Origin of the sequence: Catenuloplanes sp. NPDC051500 (genome assembly GCF_044454585.1) — a bacterium.
GTDB lineage: Bacteria > Actinomycetota > Actinomycetes > Mycobacteriales > Micromonosporaceae > Catenuloplanes.
The window spans coordinates 311,696-328,869 of record NZ_JBITDX010000002.1 but is presented as its reverse complement, the minus strand read 5'-3'; the positions used below and the strand labels follow the sequence as shown (position 1 = coordinate 328,869).

13 protein-coding genes and 1 pseudogene are annotated in these 17,174 nt (G+C 68.9%); 12 read left to right on the top strand and 2 right to left on the bottom strand.

What is annotated here, in order from left to right; translation table 11 throughout:
- Nucleotides 1-97: 97 nt before the first annotated feature.
- The 5 genes and pseudogenes from yajC to ACIA8K_RS04425 all read left to right on the top strand — a co-directional run.
- A pseudogene (gene yajC, locus ACIA8K_RS04445) lies at nt 98-391 on the top strand (preprotein translocase subunit YajC); the annotation flags it as partial.
- 240 nt (nt 392-631) lie between these two features.
- Complete coding sequence (gene secD / locus ACIA8K_RS04440) at nt 632-2,578, top strand: protein translocase subunit SecD (protein WP_396054872.1); 1,947 nt, start codon at nt 632-634, stop codon at nt 2,576-2,578.
- Between the two features lies 1 nt (nt 2,579).
- Nucleotides 2,580-3,737 (top strand): protein translocase subunit SecF, encoded by a 1,158-nt coding sequence (secF, locus tag ACIA8K_RS04435; RefSeq protein WP_396054870.1) that lies wholly within the window; start codon nt 2,580-2,582, stop codon nt 3,735-3,737.
- A 103-nt stretch (nt 3,738-3,840) separates the two neighbouring features.
- On the top strand, nt 3,841-4,398 hold the full coding sequence (locus ACIA8K_RS04430) for an adenine phosphoribosyltransferase (RefSeq protein ID WP_396054868.1): 558 nt from the start codon (nt 3,841-3,843) through the stop codon (nt 4,396-4,398).
- A 311-nt stretch (nt 4,399-4,709) separates the two neighbouring features.
- Nucleotides 4,710-7,115 (top strand): RelA/SpoT family protein, encoded by a 2,406-nt coding sequence (locus tag ACIA8K_RS04425; RefSeq protein ID WP_396055636.1) that lies wholly within the window; start codon nt 4,710-4,712, stop codon nt 7,113-7,115.
- A gap of 1,135 nt (nt 7,116-8,250) precedes the next feature.
- On the opposite strand, the gene ACIA8K_RS04420 is transcribed toward ACIA8K_RS04425, so the two are convergent.
- Together ACIA8K_RS04420 and ACIA8K_RS04415 are read right to left on the bottom strand one after the other, a co-directional pair.
- Nucleotides 8,251-9,078: a peptidylprolyl isomerase gene (locus tag ACIA8K_RS04420; RefSeq protein WP_396054866.1), complete on the bottom strand. Its 828-nt coding sequence runs from the start codon at nt 9,076-9,078 to the stop codon at nt 8,251-8,253.
- A gap of 52 nt (nt 9,079-9,130) precedes the next feature.
- On the bottom strand, nt 9,131-9,991 hold the full coding sequence (locus ACIA8K_RS04415) for a peptidylprolyl isomerase (protein WP_396054864.1): 861 nt from the start codon (nt 9,989-9,991) through the stop codon (nt 9,131-9,133).
- A gap of 248 nt (nt 9,992-10,239) precedes the next feature.
- Between ACIA8K_RS04415 and ACIA8K_RS04410 the strand changes: the two genes are divergently transcribed.
- The 7 genes from ACIA8K_RS04410 (at nt 10,240) to urtE (ending at nt 17,061) form a co-directional block, all read left to right on the top strand.
- On the top strand, nt 10,240-10,926 hold the full coding sequence (locus tag ACIA8K_RS04410; RefSeq protein ID WP_396054862.1) for an MBL fold metallo-hydrolase: 687 nt from the start codon (nt 10,240-10,242) through the stop codon (nt 10,924-10,926).
- A 39-nt stretch (nt 10,927-10,965) separates the two neighbouring features.
- Nucleotides 10,966-12,276 carry a histidine--tRNA ligase gene (gene hisS / locus ACIA8K_RS04405; RefSeq protein WP_396055634.1) on the top strand — a complete coding sequence of 437 codons (1,311 nt, stop codon included), beginning with the start codon at nt 10,966-10,968 and terminating at the stop codon, nt 12,274-12,276.
- A 184-nt stretch (nt 12,277-12,460) separates the two neighbouring features.
- Nucleotides 12,461-13,681, top strand: coding sequence for an urea ABC transporter substrate-binding protein (gene urtA / locus ACIA8K_RS04400; RefSeq protein WP_396054860.1), 1,221 nt, complete (start codon nt 12,461-12,463; stop codon nt 13,679-13,681).
- On the top strand, nt 13,681-14,526 hold the full coding sequence (gene urtB / locus ACIA8K_RS04395; RefSeq protein WP_396054858.1) for an urea ABC transporter permease subunit UrtB: 846 nt from the start codon (nt 13,681-13,683) through the stop codon (nt 14,524-14,526). The genes urtA and urtB overlap by 1 nt, the downstream gene beginning before the upstream one ends.
- Nucleotides 14,523-15,617 (top strand): urea ABC transporter permease subunit UrtC, encoded by a 1,095-nt coding sequence (gene urtC / locus ACIA8K_RS04390; RefSeq protein WP_396054856.1) that lies wholly within the window; start codon nt 14,523-14,525, stop codon nt 15,615-15,617. Before urtB ends, urtC begins: the two co-directional genes overlap by 4 nt.
- Nucleotides 15,614-16,366: an urea ABC transporter ATP-binding protein UrtD gene (gene urtD, locus ACIA8K_RS04385; RefSeq protein ID WP_396054854.1), complete on the top strand. Its 753-nt coding sequence runs from the start codon at nt 15,614-15,616 to the stop codon at nt 16,364-16,366. Before urtC ends, urtD begins: the two co-directional genes overlap by 4 nt.
- Nucleotides 16,363-17,061: an urea ABC transporter ATP-binding subunit UrtE gene (gene urtE / locus ACIA8K_RS04380; protein WP_396054853.1), complete on the top strand. Its 699-nt coding sequence runs from the start codon at nt 16,363-16,365 to the stop codon at nt 17,059-17,061. The genes urtD and urtE overlap by 4 nt, the downstream gene beginning before the upstream one ends.
- Nucleotides 17,062-17,174: the final 113 nt, after the last annotated feature.

Below are 17,174 nucleotides of genomic sequence, written 5' to 3'. Positions count from 1 at the left end.
GCGCTAGGCGACGTGCGGGGCGGACCAGCTGGAAGGTCTCAGCGTGTTAGAAAACTACGCACAAGCCGCGAGCGGCGGCTCCGGCGGCGGCCTCACGATGATCCTGATGATGGCCGGTCTCATGGGCCTCATGTACTTCATGATGATCCGCCCGCAGCAGAAGCGCCGCAAAGAGGCCGAGCGGATGCAGAGTGAGATCGCGGTCGGCGACGAGGTCGTCACGATCGGCGGACTGCACGGCGTCGTGGCCGGTTACGACGACGACACCGTCACGATCGAGGCGCACCCGGAGGTCTTCCTGCGCTTCGCGCGCCCGGCGATCGCCCGCGTCGTCACGAAGACCGACACCGCCGAGACCATCGCGACCGCGGACACCACCACGGTGGACGACGCTGTCGTGCCGGCCGGCGACACGGTTGTCGACTCAAAGCGTGCCTCACTGGACAGCAAGGACGTTGTCAAGGAGTGACCCCTTCACAAGGGCTCATTGAAGTTGTTGGATAATCGCGCGAGGTGCTCCCGTTCGCGGGCGTGTCTCGTTGCACCATCACGCTCCTCGCCGGTTCGCGTCGGCGCTCCACCCAAGCCGCCCCACCGGCGGCCACCAGGCCCGTAAAGGAACTCAACAGCCGTGGCACCACCTCAGGGACAGATGCGCCCCGGGCGGCAACTCGCCGTGCTCGGCCTGATCTTCGTCGTCCTCTTCCTCATGGTCTTCTTCGTCGGCGTTCCCGGCAAGTCGAGCTTCGCCGATCGTCTGGAGCCCAAGCTGGGCCTGGACCTGATCGGCGGCACCCGGGTCACGTACACCGCCACCACCATGGACGGATCGGATCCGCCGGCGGAGCAGCTCGAAGAGGCCCGAGAGATCATCCAGAGCCGGGTCAACGCGCTCGGCGTCTCCGAGGCCGAGGTGGTGGTGGAGGGCAACCGGAACATCGTCATCTCGCTGGCCGGTGAGAACCGCGACGATCTCAAGCAGGTCGGCGACGCCGCCCAGCTGCGCTTCCGGAAGGTGCTGAAGGCCGCGGACGGCAGCGGTGTCGCGCCGCAGGCAAGCGTCTCGGCCGAGCCGGCACCGTCCGGGTCGCCCGGCGCCAGCCCGTCCGCGGGCGCGAGCCCGACCGGCGCCGCGGTGACCTCCAGCCCGTCCGCAAGCGGCGGCACCGGCGGCGGCACGGGTGGCCAGGGCGGCGGCGCACAGGCGTCGGCCACGCCCACCCCGTCCGCGTCCGCCGCGCCGTCCGCGACCGCGACGCCTGCCGCAAGCGCCTCCGCGGCCCCGGCACCTGTCAGCACGGACGTGGCCGCGGTCCGCACCGAGATCCAGAAGAAGGTCGGTGACGCCGCCTGGGCGGCCGCCACCGGCCTGACCGCTGTCGCGGACCTCACCACCGATCCGACGCTTGCCGAGACGCTGGCGCCGTTCAGCACGCTGAACCCGGAGACCGAGGTCTGGGCGCTCGATCCGGCCATGCAGTTCAACGTCCCGCAGATCACCTGCGCGATGCTTGACGGCCGCCGGCCCGGCTCGATCGTCGACGAGACCAAGCAGGCCGTGGCGTGCGAGTCCGGCGCGAAGTACCTGCTTGACGTGGCGAAGGTGCTCGGCACCGACGTCGGCAGCGCCAGCGGCGTGCTCGACCAGCAGCGCGGCGACTGGGTGGTCAGCCTCGACTTCACCGGCGAGGGCCAGGCGAAGTGGACCGCGCTCACCCGCGAGGCCTACAACAACGAGGGCTCGGCGTGTGACCAGACCGCGCTCGGTGACGGCAGCCGCTGCCGCGTCGCGGTGGTGCTCGACAACCAGGTCATCTCCTCGCCGGAGATCCAGGCTGTGCTCACCGGTGACTCGCAGATCACCGGCAGCTTCACAAGCGCCTCGGCGAACGAGCTGGCTTCGAAGCTGCGCTACGGCGCGCTGCCGCTGACCTTCGTGGCCGACGAGGCGCAGAACGTGTCTGCCACGCTCGGCGCGGAGCAGCTGCGCGCCGGTCTGCTGGCGGCCGGCCTTGGCATGCTGCTGGTCGCGATCTACGCGTTCTTCTACTACCGCCTGCTCGGCACCGTGATCTTCCTGAGCCTGATCCTCTCGGCGCTGCTCACCTACGGCGCCCTGGTCGTGCTCGGCCGGCAGATCGGCTTCACGCTGACGCTCGCCGGCATCGCGGGCTTCATCGTGTCACTCGGCGTCGCGGCCGACTCGTTCATCATCTACTTCGAGCGGTTGAAGGACGAGATCCGCGAGGGCCGCAGCCCGCGCAGTGCGGTCGGCCGGGCCTGGACCCGTGCCCGCCGCACGATCATCTCGGCCAACGCGATCTCGCTGATGGCCGCGGTCGTGCTCTACATCGTCTCGGTCGGCCAGGTGAAGGGCTTCGCGTTCGCGCTGGGTCTGGCCACGGTGCTCGACCTCGTGGTCGTGTTCCTGTTCCGGCACCCGGTGATGACCATGTTCGCCCGGACCCGGGCGTTCCTGTCGCCGCGGGTCAGCGGTCTGGGCCGGGTCCTGTCCCAGAAGCCGACCGTCGCCGACCCCACCGTCAAGCCGCGCTCGTCGCGCGTGAAGGAGGCCTGACATGGCCAAGGAAGGTCTTGCCAGTCGCCTCTATCGGGGCGACGCCGGCCTCAACATCATCGGCCGCCGCAAGATGTGGTTCACGGTTGCCCTGATCGGCGTCCTGATCGCGCTCGGCAGCTTCGCGCTGCGCGGCTTCACGCTCGGCATCGAGTTCACCGGCGGCACCGAGTTCACGGTGCCGGCCGCGGGCCGCACCATCGACCAGGTGTCGGACGCGGTGACCAAGGGCATCGAGGCCGTGAACGAGGAGGGCGTCAAGGTCGAGTCCGCGCAGCAGGTCGGTGACGACACCACCGGGCAGATCCTGGTCAAGACCGGCGAGGTCACGCCGGAGGACTCGATCACGATCAAGAACTCGATCGCGGAGACACTCAGCGCGGACCCGGCCACGATCTCCGGCAGCAACGTCTCCGGCGCGTGGGGCGCTTCGGTCACCGAGCGGGCGATCCTGGCGCTGCTGGTCTTCGTCGCGGTGGTCTCGCTCTACCTGGTCATCCGGTTCGAGTGGCGGATGGCGGTCGCGGCCGTGGTCTCGCTGCTGCTCGACCTGATCCTGACCGCGGGCGTCTACTCGATCGTCGGCTTCGAGGTCTCGCCGTCGACTGTCATCGGCTTCCTGACGATCCTCGGCTACGCGCTCTACGACGTGGTGGTGGTCTTCGACAAGGTCCAGGAGAACACCCGCGGCATCACCTCGGGCAGTGGCCAGACCTACGCGGAGGCGGCGAACCTGGCCATCAACCAGACGCTGATGCGCTCGATCAACACCTCGCTCGTGGCGCTGCTGCCGGTCGGCGGCCTGCTCTTCATCGGCGCCGGCGTCTTCGGCGCCCGCACGCTCGAGGACCTGGGCCTGGTGCTGTTCGTCGGCATGGCGCTGGCGATCTACTCCTCGCTGTTCTTCGCCACACCGGTGCTCGTCGCGCTCAAGGATTACGAGCCGCGGATCCGGGTGCACAACCAGCGGGTGCTGGCCCGCCGGCAGTCGCTTGCGAACCGCGCGGCAGAGACCGGCGGCGCCGAGCCGGTGATCTCCGACTCGGACCACGCGCTGGCCGGCTCCACGCCGCGCGTCGGCGCGCGGCCGACCACGAAGCGGCCGGCCACCGGCAACCGTGGCGGGCGTCCCGGCCCCACCGGGACGAAGCGCCGCTAGGCATCGCAGGTGAGGGCCCGTCCGGCGTTGCCGGGCGGGCCCTCGTCGTTCCACGGGTGGCCCCGGTGTAGAGCGTGCGGCAGATGTCGCGAAGAATGGGCCGGTGACCTCCACCCCTCCTGCCGGTGACCTCGGCGCCGACGTGGCCACGCTGGTCGCGAGCCGCACGCTCGACGTGCCGGACTTTCCGAAGCCGGGCATCCTCTTCAAGGACCTGATGCCGCTGTTCTCCGACGGCCTGGTGTTCAAGGAGACCATCGACGCGATCGCCGCCCATCACGGGCCTGATTCGTTCGACGTGATCGTCGGTGTGGAGGCGCGTGGCTTCGTGATCGCGGCCGCGCTTGCCTACGCGACGGGCGTCGGCGTGGTCCCGATCCGCAAGGCCGGCAAGCTGCCCCGCAAGGTGCACTCCGAGTCGTACGCGCTGGAGTACGGCGAGGCCACGCTCGAGGTGCACGAGGACGCGTTCGTGGCCGGCCAGCGCGTGCTGATCGTGGACGACGTGCTGGCCACCGGCGGTACCGCGAAGGCGACGCTCGACCTGGTGGAGAAAGCGGGCGGCACCGTCGCCGGCTTCACCGTGCTGCTTGAGCTGTCGTTCCTGGAGGGCCGCCGCCGACTCGCCGACCGTACCGTTGATGCGCTTTTGACCGTCTGAGCGGCCCCTGGGTGCGGCGTCCCGAAACGGTAGTGGTGGGATAGCCGAGCGTAGGGTGGCCCCGCTGACCGGACGGGTACGATTGGCGTCCGGGCTGCGGGGGACGTGACGCTCAGGTAGCGCGCGGATGGACCGGGCGGATACGGTCAGGTCTTGCAGGACGGCGACCGGAGTGGTGGAGAGAGGCTATGTCCAGTCACGTCGCCCCTCCGGGCGAGGCTTCAGATGAGGGCGCAGTGGCGACGAACGACGTGGAGCGGCTTGCGGACATCGTCTCGGCCGTCGAGGCCGAACGGCTGCCGGAGATCCCGATGAACGATCTGGCGGACCCTACGCCACCGGCCACCTACCCGACGGACGACGGTGAGAGCGGCGAGGGCGTGGTGCTGCCGTTCCCCGGCGCCCCGAGCGTGGCGGACCAGATCGCGGCCGGTGAGCAGGAGGACCCCACCTTCCTGACCGGTGTGGCGTCCGGCCGCCGCGTGCGCGCCCGGCTGGCCCGGTTCAACGCGCCCTGGCAGACCCCGCAGGTCGCGGAGGTGCTGGAGCCGCTGATCTCGATCCACCGCGCCAGCCACCCGAAGGCGGATGTGCGGCTGCTGCAGCGCGCGTTCGACATGGCGGCGAAGTGGCACCTCGGGCAGTACCGCAAGTCCGGCGATCCGTACATCACGCATCCGCTCGCGGTCGCCACCATCCTGGCGAACCTGGGGATGGACACGACCACGCTTGTCGCGGCGCTGCTGCACGACACGATCGAGGACACGGACTACAGCCTCGACACCATGCGTACGGACTTCGGCGGCGAGGTCGCGCTGCTTGTCGACGGCGTCACCAAGCTGGACAAGGTCAAGCTGGGCGACGCGGCCAAGGCGGAGACGATCCGCAAGATGGTCGTGGCGATGGCGAAGGACCCGCGCGTCCTGGTCATCAAGCTCGCGGACCGGCTGCACAACATGCGCACCCTCACCTTCCTGCCCCGCGCCAAGCAGGAGCAGAAGGCCAAGGAGACGCTTGAGATCCTCGCCCCGCTGGCCCACCGGCTGGGTATGAACACGATCAAGTGGGAGCTGGAGGACCTGTCGTTCGGGTTCCTGTTTCCCAAGCGGTTCGAGGAGATCAACCGGCTGATCGGCGAGCACCAGCCGCAGCGCGACACGCTGCTGCGCCAGGTGACGCAGAAGGTCCAGGTGGACCTCAAGTCCGCGAAGATCAAGGCCGAGACGACCGGCCGCCCGAAGCACCTGTACTCGATCTACCAGAAGATGATCGTGCGGGGCCGGGACTTCAACGACATCTACGACCTGGTCGGCGTGCGCATCCTGGTGGACACCGTGCGCGACTGCTACGCGGCCCTCGGCGTGATCCACGCGAACTGGCAGCCCGTCCCGGGCCGGTTCAAGGACTACATCGCCATGCCGAAGTTCAACATGTACCAGTCGCTGCACACCACGGTGATCGGCCCGTCCGGCAAGCCTGTCGAAATGCAGATCCGGACGTACGCGATGCACCGCACCGCGGAGTTCGGCATCGCCGCGCACTGGAAGTACAAGGAGCAGAAGGGCGCGACAGTCGTCGGCCCGCCCGCGCACATCGACGAGATGACCTGGCTGCGGCAGCTGCTCGACTGGCAGCGCGAGGCGAGCGACCCGAGCGAGTTCCTTGACGCGCTCCGCTTCGACCTCTCCAGCCAGGAGGTCTACGTCTTCACGCCGAAGGGCGACGTGATCCCGCTGCCCACCGGCTCGACGCCTGTGGACTTCGCCTACGCGGTGCACACCGAGGTCGGGCACAAGTGCATCGGCGCGCGGGTCAACGGCAAGCTGGTGCCGCTCGAGTCGACGCTCTCCAACGGCGACGTGATCGAGATCTTCACGTCCAAGTCCGACTCGGCCGGTCCGTCGCAGGACTGGCTCGGCTTCGTCAAGTCGCCGCGGGCGCGTACCAAGATCAGGCAGTACTTCAACAAGGAGCGGCGCGAGGAGGCGATCGAGGCCGGCAAGGAGGCCATGGTCAAGGCCATGCGCAAGCAGGGCCTGCCACTCCAGCGCCTGCTCACCTCCGAGGCGCTGCTCGCGATCGCCCGCGACCTGCACCTCACCGACGTCGCCGCGCTCTACGCGGCCGTGGGGGAGAACCAGGTCTCCGCCCAGTCCGTGGTCCAGCGGCTGGTGGCCGGTTACGGCGGCGAGGAGGGCGCGGTCGAGGACATCGCCGAGACCGCCGTCCCGACCCGCCCGCCGAGGGCCCGGCAGACCTCGCACGACCCGGGCGTCGAGGTCCGCGGCGTCTCCGACGTGTGGATCAAGCTGGCCCGGTGCTGCACCCCGGTCCCCGGCGACGCCGTGTTCGGCTTCGTCACCCGCTCCGGCGGCGTGAGCGTGCACCGCGACGACTGCGCGAACGCGGAGGACCTGAAGGTCCAGGAGGACCGGATCGTCATCGTCACCTGGAAGCCGACAAGCGCGTCCACGTTCCTTGTCGCCATCCAGGTCGAGGCGCTCGACCGGCACAAGCTGCTTGCCGACGTCACCCGGGTCCTCTCCGACGAGCGCGTCAACATCCTCTCCGCGACCGTCACCACCACCCGCGACCGGGTGGCGGTGAGCCGTTTCAGCTTCGAGATGGCCGACCCGAAACACCTCGGCCACCTGCTGGCCGCAGTCCGCAAGGTCGACGGCGTCTTCGACGCGTACCGCGTCACGTCTGGTGCGTGACGGGCGCGGGCGCGAGGCTCGTTGACCTCTGACTGCGGTCTCGCGAGCGGGTTGGCGGCGAAGGGTGCCTTATTCAGGCGGTCAGGTGTGATCCCTCAGTAGCGTCGTAGAGGACGGCCGCGCTGTCCCGTCGTCTTGCTCGCCGAGTGCCGTGACTCACTGAGGTTTCGTGGTAGGGGTGCGAGTCGGGCACTCCGCGCCCGAAATTTCGTTATATAGAAGCCCCTGACGCGCCTTACCCTGACCGCGGAAGGTCAGTAGGTTCGCCGCTGGGAGTCGACTCTGTTGCCCATGCCGGTCCGGCTCCACTATCACCTGATCAAACCCAACACCTGCCCGAAATACCTAGATAAATCCCCCGCTGCCGGTACGTGGGCACCGCCATCAATGAGCAACGGTCGATAGATCGACCGCCAGGTGAGGCACGAGCACGTCATTCGCGCCGAATAGCGTGCACACGCCTCACCTGACGCCCTCCACCCTCGACTCTTCTCCGCATTTCACCCATATCCCGCCGCACCGCCTGTCTTTGACCTTGGTGTGGTGTGCGCAGCACACAAAGGTGACCGCCTGGCTGCCCCGTCTGCCATCGACCCGCCCTACGGGGAGCAGATCATCGGCAGGGCCGCCACCAACGAACAGATACCAACACCCCGCAGCGTCACCAGAAACACGCGCCCACCCACGAGACCGCAGCCCGGCGAACCCAGCGCGACCAGCAGACTCGTAAGACCGGATCAAGACGGCGCCAACACCACCCAGCCTGGCGGCCCTGCCGATGATCTGCTCGGCTCTGCCCGGGTCGATGGCAGACGGGGCAGACAGGCCACACGAAACCCGACCACCGACAAGGCTCTACCAGCGAAGCTGACCTGCGCTTGCGGTTGCCCCGGAGCCGGAGCGCTCCCCCCGGAGGGCCGCCGGAGGCAAACCGCAGCCAACCCGCTCACGTCACCAACAGATTGAATTGTCGGCTAAGCGCGCACCGCCACCGAGCAGCACATAGCAAGACCCCGGGCCGCACAGCGCCCCGATGCTGAACCTGACCAAGCGAGAGTGACTGCCTGTACAAAAACGACCCCCACCGCGAGGCGATGGGGGTCGTGATGCGACGAGAGCCGCGATGCGATGCAGGTCAGGCTGCCGCGACCGCGACCGTCTGGATGTTGATGTCGTTCTTCGGGTGCCCGCCACCCGGGTTCGGGTCGAACGCGCCGTCGTGCCCGGCCGCGGTCGCCTTCTTCAGCACCTCGAGGCCGGCCGTAGAGACCTTGCCGATGATCGTGTAGTCCGGCGACAGCTGGACGTCCTCGTAGATGAAGAAGAACTGGCTGCCGTTCGTGCCGTCCGAGCCGCTGTTGGCGAGCGCCACCACACCGGCCGGGTACGGCGGCAGGTCGGTCGTGGGCAGGTACTCGTTGCTGTAGCGGTACGCCGGGCCGCCGGTGCCGTCGGACTCGCGGTACCCGTCACCCTTGGCGCTCGGGTCGCCGCACTGAAGCATGCCCGGGAACATCCGGTGGCACTTGGTGCCGTCGAAGAACTGCTTACCGGCCAGGAACGTGAACGACTCGATCGCGCAGGGCGACTTCGTCTTGTCCATCGACACGTCGACCGCGCCGAAGTTCGTGGTGACGGTCATGACCGACTTGCCCACGTTGGACGCGCTGGCCGGCGGCATGCCGACGTCGACGGTGGTGCCCTGCCCCTGGTCCGGCGCCGCGGTCCAGCTGCAGACCGTGGTGTCCGCGGCCGGGGCCGCGGTGGTCTCCGAGTCGTCGTCGCGCAGCACCGTGACCGCGATCAGCACGCCGGCCGCGACGATGAGGACCGCCGCGCTCGCGGACGCCACGATCCAGAGGTTCTTGCGCTTGCGCGCGGCGGCTTCCCTGCGGGCGGCCATGTCCCGCTCGAGGCGGGCCCGTGCTGCGGCTCGCTGCTGCCGCTCCTTGATGGACGACACGGTCTTCCTCCTGGGTGAATGTGCTGGCAGCTGGTGTGAAGGTCAGAGTAGGTCAGGAAGCTGTGGATGCGGACGCGTTGGGCGCGGCCGGTGCCGCGGTGGCGCCCACCTCGCCGACCGTCAGCGAGGTGATCAGCACGTCGGACTTCGGCACCACGGTCTTGCCGGCGTCGTTCGCGACCTTCTCCATCGCGCCGATCTCCTGCACCGTCTCCAGTCCGGTGGCCACCGACCCGATGATCGGGTACTGCGGCTTTTCCGGGTTGAAGTCCTTGAAGAAGATCAGGAACTGGCTGCCGTTGCTGCCCGGGGTCGGGGAGGTCAGCGCGATCGTGCCGGCCGGGTACGCCGGCGGGACGTCACCTGACGGCGGGGCTGACGGGTTCGTCGCGGCCGGGATGTTCTCGTCGAAGTACGTGTAGGTCGGCCCGCCCAGCCCGTCACCGGAGATGTCGCCGCAGTGCAGCGCGCCCTCCTCGGTGATCTCGGTGCACTTCGTGTTGTCGAAGTAGTTGCGGCTCGCCAGGTAGGTGAAGCTGGCCACCGAGCAGGGCGCGTCAGTGATGTTCAGCGAGGCGGTGACCGGCGCGAGCGCGTTGAACGTGAGCGTCGCCGGCCGGGTGCCCTCGGACGGGATGTTCTCCGTCGACGGCTGGCCGACGTCCTTGCTGGAGTCGGCCGCCGACTGCGTGGTCCACGCGCACGCCTCGCCGCTCGCCTCGGTCGTGTCCGGCTTGGAGTCGAAGACGCCCAGCGCCCACATCGTCAGGCCCGCGCCGAGCACGAGCACGAGGCCGATGGCGGTGGCCGCTCCGACCTGGCGTCTGCGGCGCTCCCTGGCCGCCCGACGTGCCATCTGCCGATCGAGCTTCGCGCGCGCGAGCTTGCGCTGCCGAGACTTGCTGGAAGCCACGAGTCCTATCTCCCTGTCACCCCTGCTGCCGCTCACCCCCGATTGGAGTGAACGCGGCTCTATGGTGCGTTCGCACTGTGAGTGCGGCACGCCACACGAGGGCGTAGTGTACGGCCCACCGCTGGGAAAGTGACGCCCAGGTCGCAGCGACACGCCATCAAAGATCATCGACGTGCCACGTGTCCCGCGGGTTTACGTTTGCGGCTGCCGATAGGCTGGCCCTGAATCCCGAGGACCATGGAGGGCACGTGCTCGTCGACGGCTTTGCGGCCGAGGCCTTCGGCACCAACTGCTACGTGGTGGCCACCGGCCCCGGTGAGCAGTGCGTGGTCGTGGACCCGGGCATCGGCGTCGTCGACCGGCTCGAGGAGCTGCTGGCCAAGCACCGCCTGCAGCCCGCCGCCGTGCTGCTCACCCACGGGCACCTGGACCACACGTTCTCGGTCACGCCGGTCTGTGGCGCGCGCGGCATCCCGGCCTACGTGCACCCGGCCGACCGGGAGATGCTTGCCGACCCGTCCAAGGGCCTGTCTCAGGACTACCGGCAGCTGTTCGGCGGCCGCCTGGAGTACACCGAGCCCGACGACGTGGTGGCGATGATTGACGGCGCCGTTCTGGACCTGGTCGGCCTGGAGATCGCGGTCGACCATGCGCCGGGCCATACCGGCGGGTCGGTGCTGTTCCGGCTCCCGGGGACCGCGGACGAGGAGATCTGTTTCTCCGGCGACGTGCTCTTCGCGGGGTCGATCGGGCGCACCGACCTGCCGGGCGGCAGCATGGATGCCATGCGGACGAGCCTGCGGACCCGGGTCCTGCCGCTCGCCGACGAGACGATCGTCCTGCCCGGCCATGGCCCCGCCACGACCATCGGGCGCGAGCGCGCCACCAATCCTTACCTTCGCGAGTTCGGCCAGGCGCCCGCTCGCGGACTGTAAGACAGACTTTCGTTAAGGATCGCCGTGAGTAGCAAGATCATGCCTCTGTCCGGGTTTCCCGAGTGGCTGCCGTCGCAGCGCCTCATCGAGCAGGACATCCTGAGCCGCATTCAGCGCACGTTCGAGCTCTACGGCTTCGCGCCGCTGGAGACCCGGGCCGTCGAGCCGCTGGACCAGCTGCTGCGCAAGGGGGAGACCTCCAAGGAGGTCTATGTCCTGCGGAGGCTGCAAGCGGACGAGAAGGACACGTCCGACGACGCGCTCGGCCTGCACTTCGACCTGACCGTACCCTTTGCGCGGTTTGTCCTTGAGAATGCGGGCAAGCTGCAGTTCCCGTTCCGCCGCTACCAGATCCAGAAGGTGTGGCGGGGCGAGCGGCCGCAGGAGGGCCGGTACCGCGAGTTCTACCAGGCGGACATCGACATCGTGGACCGGGACACGCTTCCGGCGCACTACGAGGCCGAGATCCCGCTGGTGATCGGCGACGCGCTCGGCGGCCTGCCAATCCCGAAGGTCACCATCCAGGTCAACAACCGCAAGGTCCTGGAGGGCTTCTACCGCGGCCTCGGCATCGGGAACACGGAGGACGTGCTCCGCCAGGTCGACAAGCTCGACAAGATCGGCCCGGCAAAGGTGACCGAGCTGCTGACGACGCAGGGCCTCTCCGGCGCGCAGGCCGCCAAGATCCTGGAACTCGCCGAGATCACGGCGGCCGACAGCGGCTTCGCGGACCGGGTGAAGCAGCTCGGCGTGAGCGACCCGCTGCTCGACGAGGGCCTTGAGGAACTGGTCCGGGTGGTCGACACCGCTGTCGCGCAGGCGCCCGGCCTGGTCGTGGCGGACCTGCGCATCGCCCGCGGCCTGGACTACTACACCGGCACCGTCTACGAGACGGTGCTGGAGGGCTACGAGCGGTTCGGCTCGATCAGCTCCGGCGGCCGCTACGACAACCTGGCCACCTCCGGCCGGGACGTCTTCCCCGGCGTCGGCATCTCGATCGGTGTCACCCGGCTGCTCGCCATCCTGTTCGGCCGGGACGCGCTGACCGCGTCCCGCTCCGTGCCGACCTGCGTGCTTGTCGCGGTGACAAGCGAGGAGGAGCGCCCGGCAAGCGTCTCGGCCGCTGCCGCGCTGCGCCGTAACGGCATCCCGGCCGAGGTGGCGCCGACCGCGGCGAAGTTCGGCAAGCAGATCCGGTACGCCGAGCGCCGCGGCATCCCGTACGTCTGGTTCCCCGGCGAGCAGGACTCGGTGAAGGACATCCGCTCCGGCGATCAGGTCGACGCGGACGCCGCCACGTGGGCACCGCCGCAGGAGGATCTGCGGCCGATCGTCACCGGCGCCGTCTGATACACAGGCGAAATGGCGCGGCAGAGGAGATCTGCCGCGCCACCACGCTATGTGTCCAACTCCTCACAAGTGGCGACCGTCCTGTGTGAGGTGTCCTTAATCGCGAGGACATCCAGGTCAATGGATCCACGAAATCGCCCGGCCATACCTTCCTCTGCACCTGTACCAGCAGAGAGGGAGTCGGATGCCACGAGGTCTGCGGGGTTCATTCGTCACGCTGGGTCTTGCCGTCACGCTCGCCGTCACGTCCGCCTGTGTCGGCGAGGAGCCGTCCGGTGGCACGTCGTCCGGTGACACGATCAAGGTTGGTGTGCTCCACTCGCTCAGCGGCACCATGGCGATCAGCGAGGTCACGGTCCGGGACGCGGAACTGCTCGCGATCGAGGAGATCAACGCGGCCGGCGGCGTGCTCGGCAAGAAGCTTGAGCCGGTCGTCGAGGACGGCGCCTCCGACTGGCCCACCTTCGCCGAGAAGGCGCAGAAGCTGATCAGCCAGGACCGGGTGGCCACGGTCTTCGGCGGGTGGACGTCCGCCAGCCGCAAGGCCATGCTGCCGGTCTTCGAGCGCAACAAGTCGCTGCTCTGGTACCCGGTGCAGTACGAGGGCCTGGAGAGCTCGCCCTACATCTTCTACACCGGCGCCACCACGAACCAGCAGATCGTCCCCGGCCTGGACTATCTCAAGGAGCAGGGGAAGAAGAAGGTCTTCCTGGTCGGCAGCGACTACGTGTTCCCGCGTACCGCAAACAAGATCATCAAGGCGTACGCGGCAGCGAACGGTATGGAGATCGTCGGCGAGGAGTACACGCCGCTCGGCCACACCGAGTACAGCACCGTGGTCAACAAGCTCCAGCAGGCCAAGCCGGACGCGGTCTTCAACACGCTCAACGGCGACTCCAACGTGGCGTTCTTCAAGTCGCTCCGCGGCGCGGGCATCACGGCCGGGACCATGCCGACGGTGAGCGTGAGCGTGGCCGAGGAGGAGGTCGCCGGCATCGGCGCGGACAACATCGCCGGCCACCTGGTCGCCTGGAACTACTACCAGACCACCGCGGGCGCGACGAACGAGTCGTTCGTGAAGGCGTTCAAGGCTAGGTACGGCGCGAACAAGGTGACCTCAGACCCGATGGAGGCCGGCTACAACGCGGTCAAGCTCTGGGCCGCGGCGGTCACCAAGGCCGGCAGCACCGACGTCGAGCCGGTCAAGGCCGCGGCCAAGGGCATCGCGCTCGACCTGCCCGAGGGCACTGTCACGATCGACGGCGAGAACCAGCACGTCTTCAAGACCGCGCGGATCGGCCTGGTGCAGCCGGACGGCCAGATCAAGGAAGTGTGGAACTCGGGCGCGCCGATCAAGCCCGACCCGTACCTCAAGGGTTACACCTGGGCGTCGGGGCTGAGCTGATGGCCGCGCTCACGCAACTCTTCATCGGCGCGAGCATGGGCGCGGTGCTGCTGCTCATCGCGCTCGGCCTGACGTTCACGTTCGGCCAGATGGGCGTGATCAACATGGCCCACGGCGAGTTCCTGCTCGTCGGCGCGTACACCGCGTTCGTGCTGCAGAACGTGGTGCTTGCGCTCCCGGTCGCGTTCCTCATCGCGGGCGCGCTCGGCCTGGTCCTCGAACGCCTGCTGATCCGCCGCTTCTACGGCCGCCCGCTGGACACGCTGCTGCTCACGTTCGGCGTCAGCCTGATCCTGCAGCAGCTGGCCCGGGACGTCTTCGGCGCGCCGAACGTCGGCGTCACCGCACCGTCCTGGCTCACCGGCGGGATCGGCGGGCTCCCGTACAGCCGAATCTTCATCCTGGTCCTGGCCCTGGCCTGTGTCGCCGCGATCTCGCTCTACCTGACCCGGATGAAGCAGGGCCGCCGCATGCGCGCGGTCATGCAGAACCGGCAGCTCGCGGCGATCAGCGGCGTCGCCACCGAGCGCGTCGACCAGCTCACCTTCTTCATCGGCTCCGGGCTGGCCGGCGTCGCCGGGGTGGCGCTCACGCTGATCGGCCCGGTCGGCCCGTCCCTCGGCACCTACTACATCGTGGACGCGTTCCTGATCGTGGTCGCCGGCGGCCTCGGCCAGCTGCGCGGCGCCGTGATCGCCGCGTTCGTGCTCGGCGTGCTGAACAGCTTCGTCGAGTTCTGGACCGATGCAAGCCTGGCCAAGGTGGTGGTCTTCGCGGTGATCGTCGCGTTCCTCCAGTTCCGCCCGCAGGGCCTGTTCGTCCTCCGCAGCCGGGCACTGACATGAAACATTCAAAATCCTTCGTGGGTACGGGCGCCGGCCTCCTCGTCGTGGCATTGCTGCTGCTCGCCGCGCCGGCGCTGCTGCCCGCCTTCCGGCTGGAGCTGCTTGCCAAGTGGCTCTGCTACGCGATCGTCGCGGTCGGCATCCACCTGGCCTGGGGTCGCGGCGGCATGCTCACGCTCGGCCAGGGCGTCTTCTTCGGCCTCGGCGGCTACGCGATGGGCATGCACCTCAAGCTGACCGACGCCGGCCCCGGCGCGCTGCCCGACTTCATGGTGTGGAGCGGCGTCGAGTCGCTGCCCGCGCTCTGGGCGCCGTTCCGCAACCCCGCCTTCGCGCTGGCCATGGTGATCGTGCTGCCCACGCTCACCGCAGTGCTGCTCGGCACGCTGATCTTCCGGCAGCGGGTGCGCGGCGCCTACTTCGCCGTGCTCTCCCAGGCGCTTGCCGCCGCGTTCGTCATTCTGCTTGTCGGCCGGCAGGGCCTGACCGGCGGCACGAACGGGCTGACGAACGTGCGGTTCTTCTTCGGGCTCGACCTCTACGAGCCGGCCCAGAAGCGGATCGTCTACTACCTGGTGCTCGGCGCGCTGCTGCTGGTCTTCCTGGCCGCCTGGCAGCTGTCCCGCAGTCGCCTCGGCAAGCTGCTCGTCGCGATCCGGGACGGCGAGGACCGGGTGCGCTTCCTCGGCTACGACCCCGCGCTCGTCAAGACAGTGGTCTACGCGGTCTCGGCGGCCATGGCCGGGATCGCGGGCGCGCTGTTCGTGCCGGTCGTCGGCATCCTCGGCCCGGCCGACCTGGGCGTGGTGCCGTCGCTGGAGATGCTCGTGGCGGTCGCGATCGGCGGGCGGTTCTCACTCGGCGGCGCGATCGGCGGTGCGGTGCTCTACAACTACGCCAGCACCGGGCTGAGCGAGACGTTCCCGTCCGGCTGGACGTACCTGCAGGGCGCCATGTTCATCGCGGTCATGCTGTGGGCGCCGCGCGGCCTGGCCGGCCTGTTCTCCGACGGGATGTCCCTGCTCAGACGCCGCCGAGAACCCGCGCGACAGGTGGCGCCGGAGCCGGTGCGGGAGGAGGTGCCCGCATGACCGGACAACTCGAGGTACGGGGACTCAACGTCGTCTTCGACGGGTTCCGGGCCATCACCGACCTGGACTTCACTGTGCAGCCCGGTGAGCTGCGCTTTCTCATCGGGCCGAACGGCGCCGGGAAAACCACGCTCATCGACGTGGTCACCGGCCGCACCCGGCCCACCTCCGGCTCGATCCGGTTCAACGGCACGGAACTCCGCGGACGCCGCGAGCACGCGATCGTCCGGCTCGGCGTCGGCCGGACCTTCCAGACCTCGGTCGTCTTCGAGGAGCTGACAGTGCTTGAGAACCTGGATCTCGCCGCGTCCTTCCGCCGCCGCCTGCCGAGCCTGCTGCGCGCCCGCCGCGGCACCTCCGCCGAGGTAGCCGAGGTGCTGGAGACCATCGCGCTGACCCCGCTTGCCGACCGGCCCGCCGGAGTCCTCTCGCACGGGCAGCGGCAATGGCTGGAGATCGGCATGCTGATCATCCAGCGCCCGAGCCTGCTGCTTCTCGACGAGCCGGTCGCCGGCATGAGCCGTGGCGAACGCGAACGCACCGGCGAACTGCTGCGGGCGGTCGCGAAGGACCACACGGTCGTGGTCATCGAGCACGACATGGAGTTCCTGCGCCGGTTCGCAAGCCAGGTGACGGTGCTGCACGAGGGCCGCCTGCTCTGCGAGGGCACTGTCGCGGAGGTGCAGGCCGACCCGCACGTCCAGGAGGTCTATCTGGGACGGTCATCGACCCGGGAGGCGGCCGCATGACACTCGTGGTGGAAGGGCTCGATGCGGCGTACGGCCGCGCGCAGGTGCTCTTCGGGGTTGATCTGCACGCACCGGCCGGCCAGCTGGTCTGCGTGATGGGCCGCAACGGCGTCGGAAAGTCCACGCTACTCAAGGCCATCATGGGCGTGCTGCCCACGCGCGCCGGCACGATCACGTTCGAGGGCGAGGACCTCTCCCGACTCAAGACCCACGAGAGGGTACGCCGCGGCCTCGGCTACGTCCCGCAGGGCCACGAGACGTTCCCGCAGCTCACCGTGGCAGAGAACCTGCAGGTGACGCTGGAGGCCGCGCCGGCGCCCGACCGCACCGCGCTCGACGAGGCACTCGACCTCTTCCCCGCCCTGCGCGGCCTGCTCAAACGCCGCGCCGGTTTCCTCTCCGGTGGCCAGCAACAGCAGCTCGCGATGGCCCGCGCGCTTGTCACCCGCCCGCGCCTGCTGCTGCTCGACGAGCCCACCGAGGGCATCCAGCCGTCGATCATCGTCGAGATCGAGGAGGCCATCGCCCACCTGCACACTGAGGCCGGACTCACCATCCTCCTCATCGAGCAGTACCTCGACACCGCCCTCCGCCTGGCCGACGAGTTCGTCGTCCTCGACGCCGGCGAGGTCGTCCGCTCCGGCCCCCGCACTGCCCTCCACGACGCCTCCCTCCGCGCCCTCCTCTCCGTCTGACAATTCAGCCTCCCAATCTCTCGGAAGTCTCACCCGCCCCGCCGCTTGCGGACCACATCGTGACGCGCGGACGCCCAAGTAGCGCCGGTGAGCGCGTCTCACCCCCGACGTTC

Bases quoted from the DNA above. Each gene is read 5' to 3' on its own strand.
- secF (WP_396054870.1), top strand. From the start codon at position 2,580: ATGGCCAAGGAAGGTCTTGCCAGTCGCCTCTATCGGGGCGACGCCGGC.
- ACIA8K_RS04425 (WP_396055636.1), top strand. From the start codon at position 4,710: ATGAACGATCTGGCGGACCCTACGCCACCGGCCACCTACCCGACGGAC.
- hisS (WP_396055634.1), top strand. From the start codon at position 10,966: ATGCCTCTGTCCGGGTTTCCCGAGTGGCTGCCGTCGCAGCGCCTCATC.
- urtA (WP_396054860.1), top strand. From the start codon at position 12,461: ATGCCACGAGGTCTGCGGGGTTCATTCGTCACGCTGGGTCTTGCCGTC.
- urtB (WP_396054858.1), top strand. From the start codon at position 13,681: ATGGCCGCGCTCACGCAACTCTTCATCGGCGCGAGCATGGGCGCGGTG.
- urtC (WP_396054856.1), top strand. From the start codon at position 14,523: ATGAAACATTCAAAATCCTTCGTGGGTACGGGCGCCGGCCTCCTCGTC.
- urtD (WP_396054854.1), top strand. From the start codon at position 15,614: ATGACCGGACAACTCGAGGTACGGGGACTCAACGTCGTCTTCGACGGG.
- urtE (WP_396054853.1), top strand. From the start codon at position 16,363: ATGACACTCGTGGTGGAAGGGCTCGATGCGGCGTACGGCCGCGCGCAG.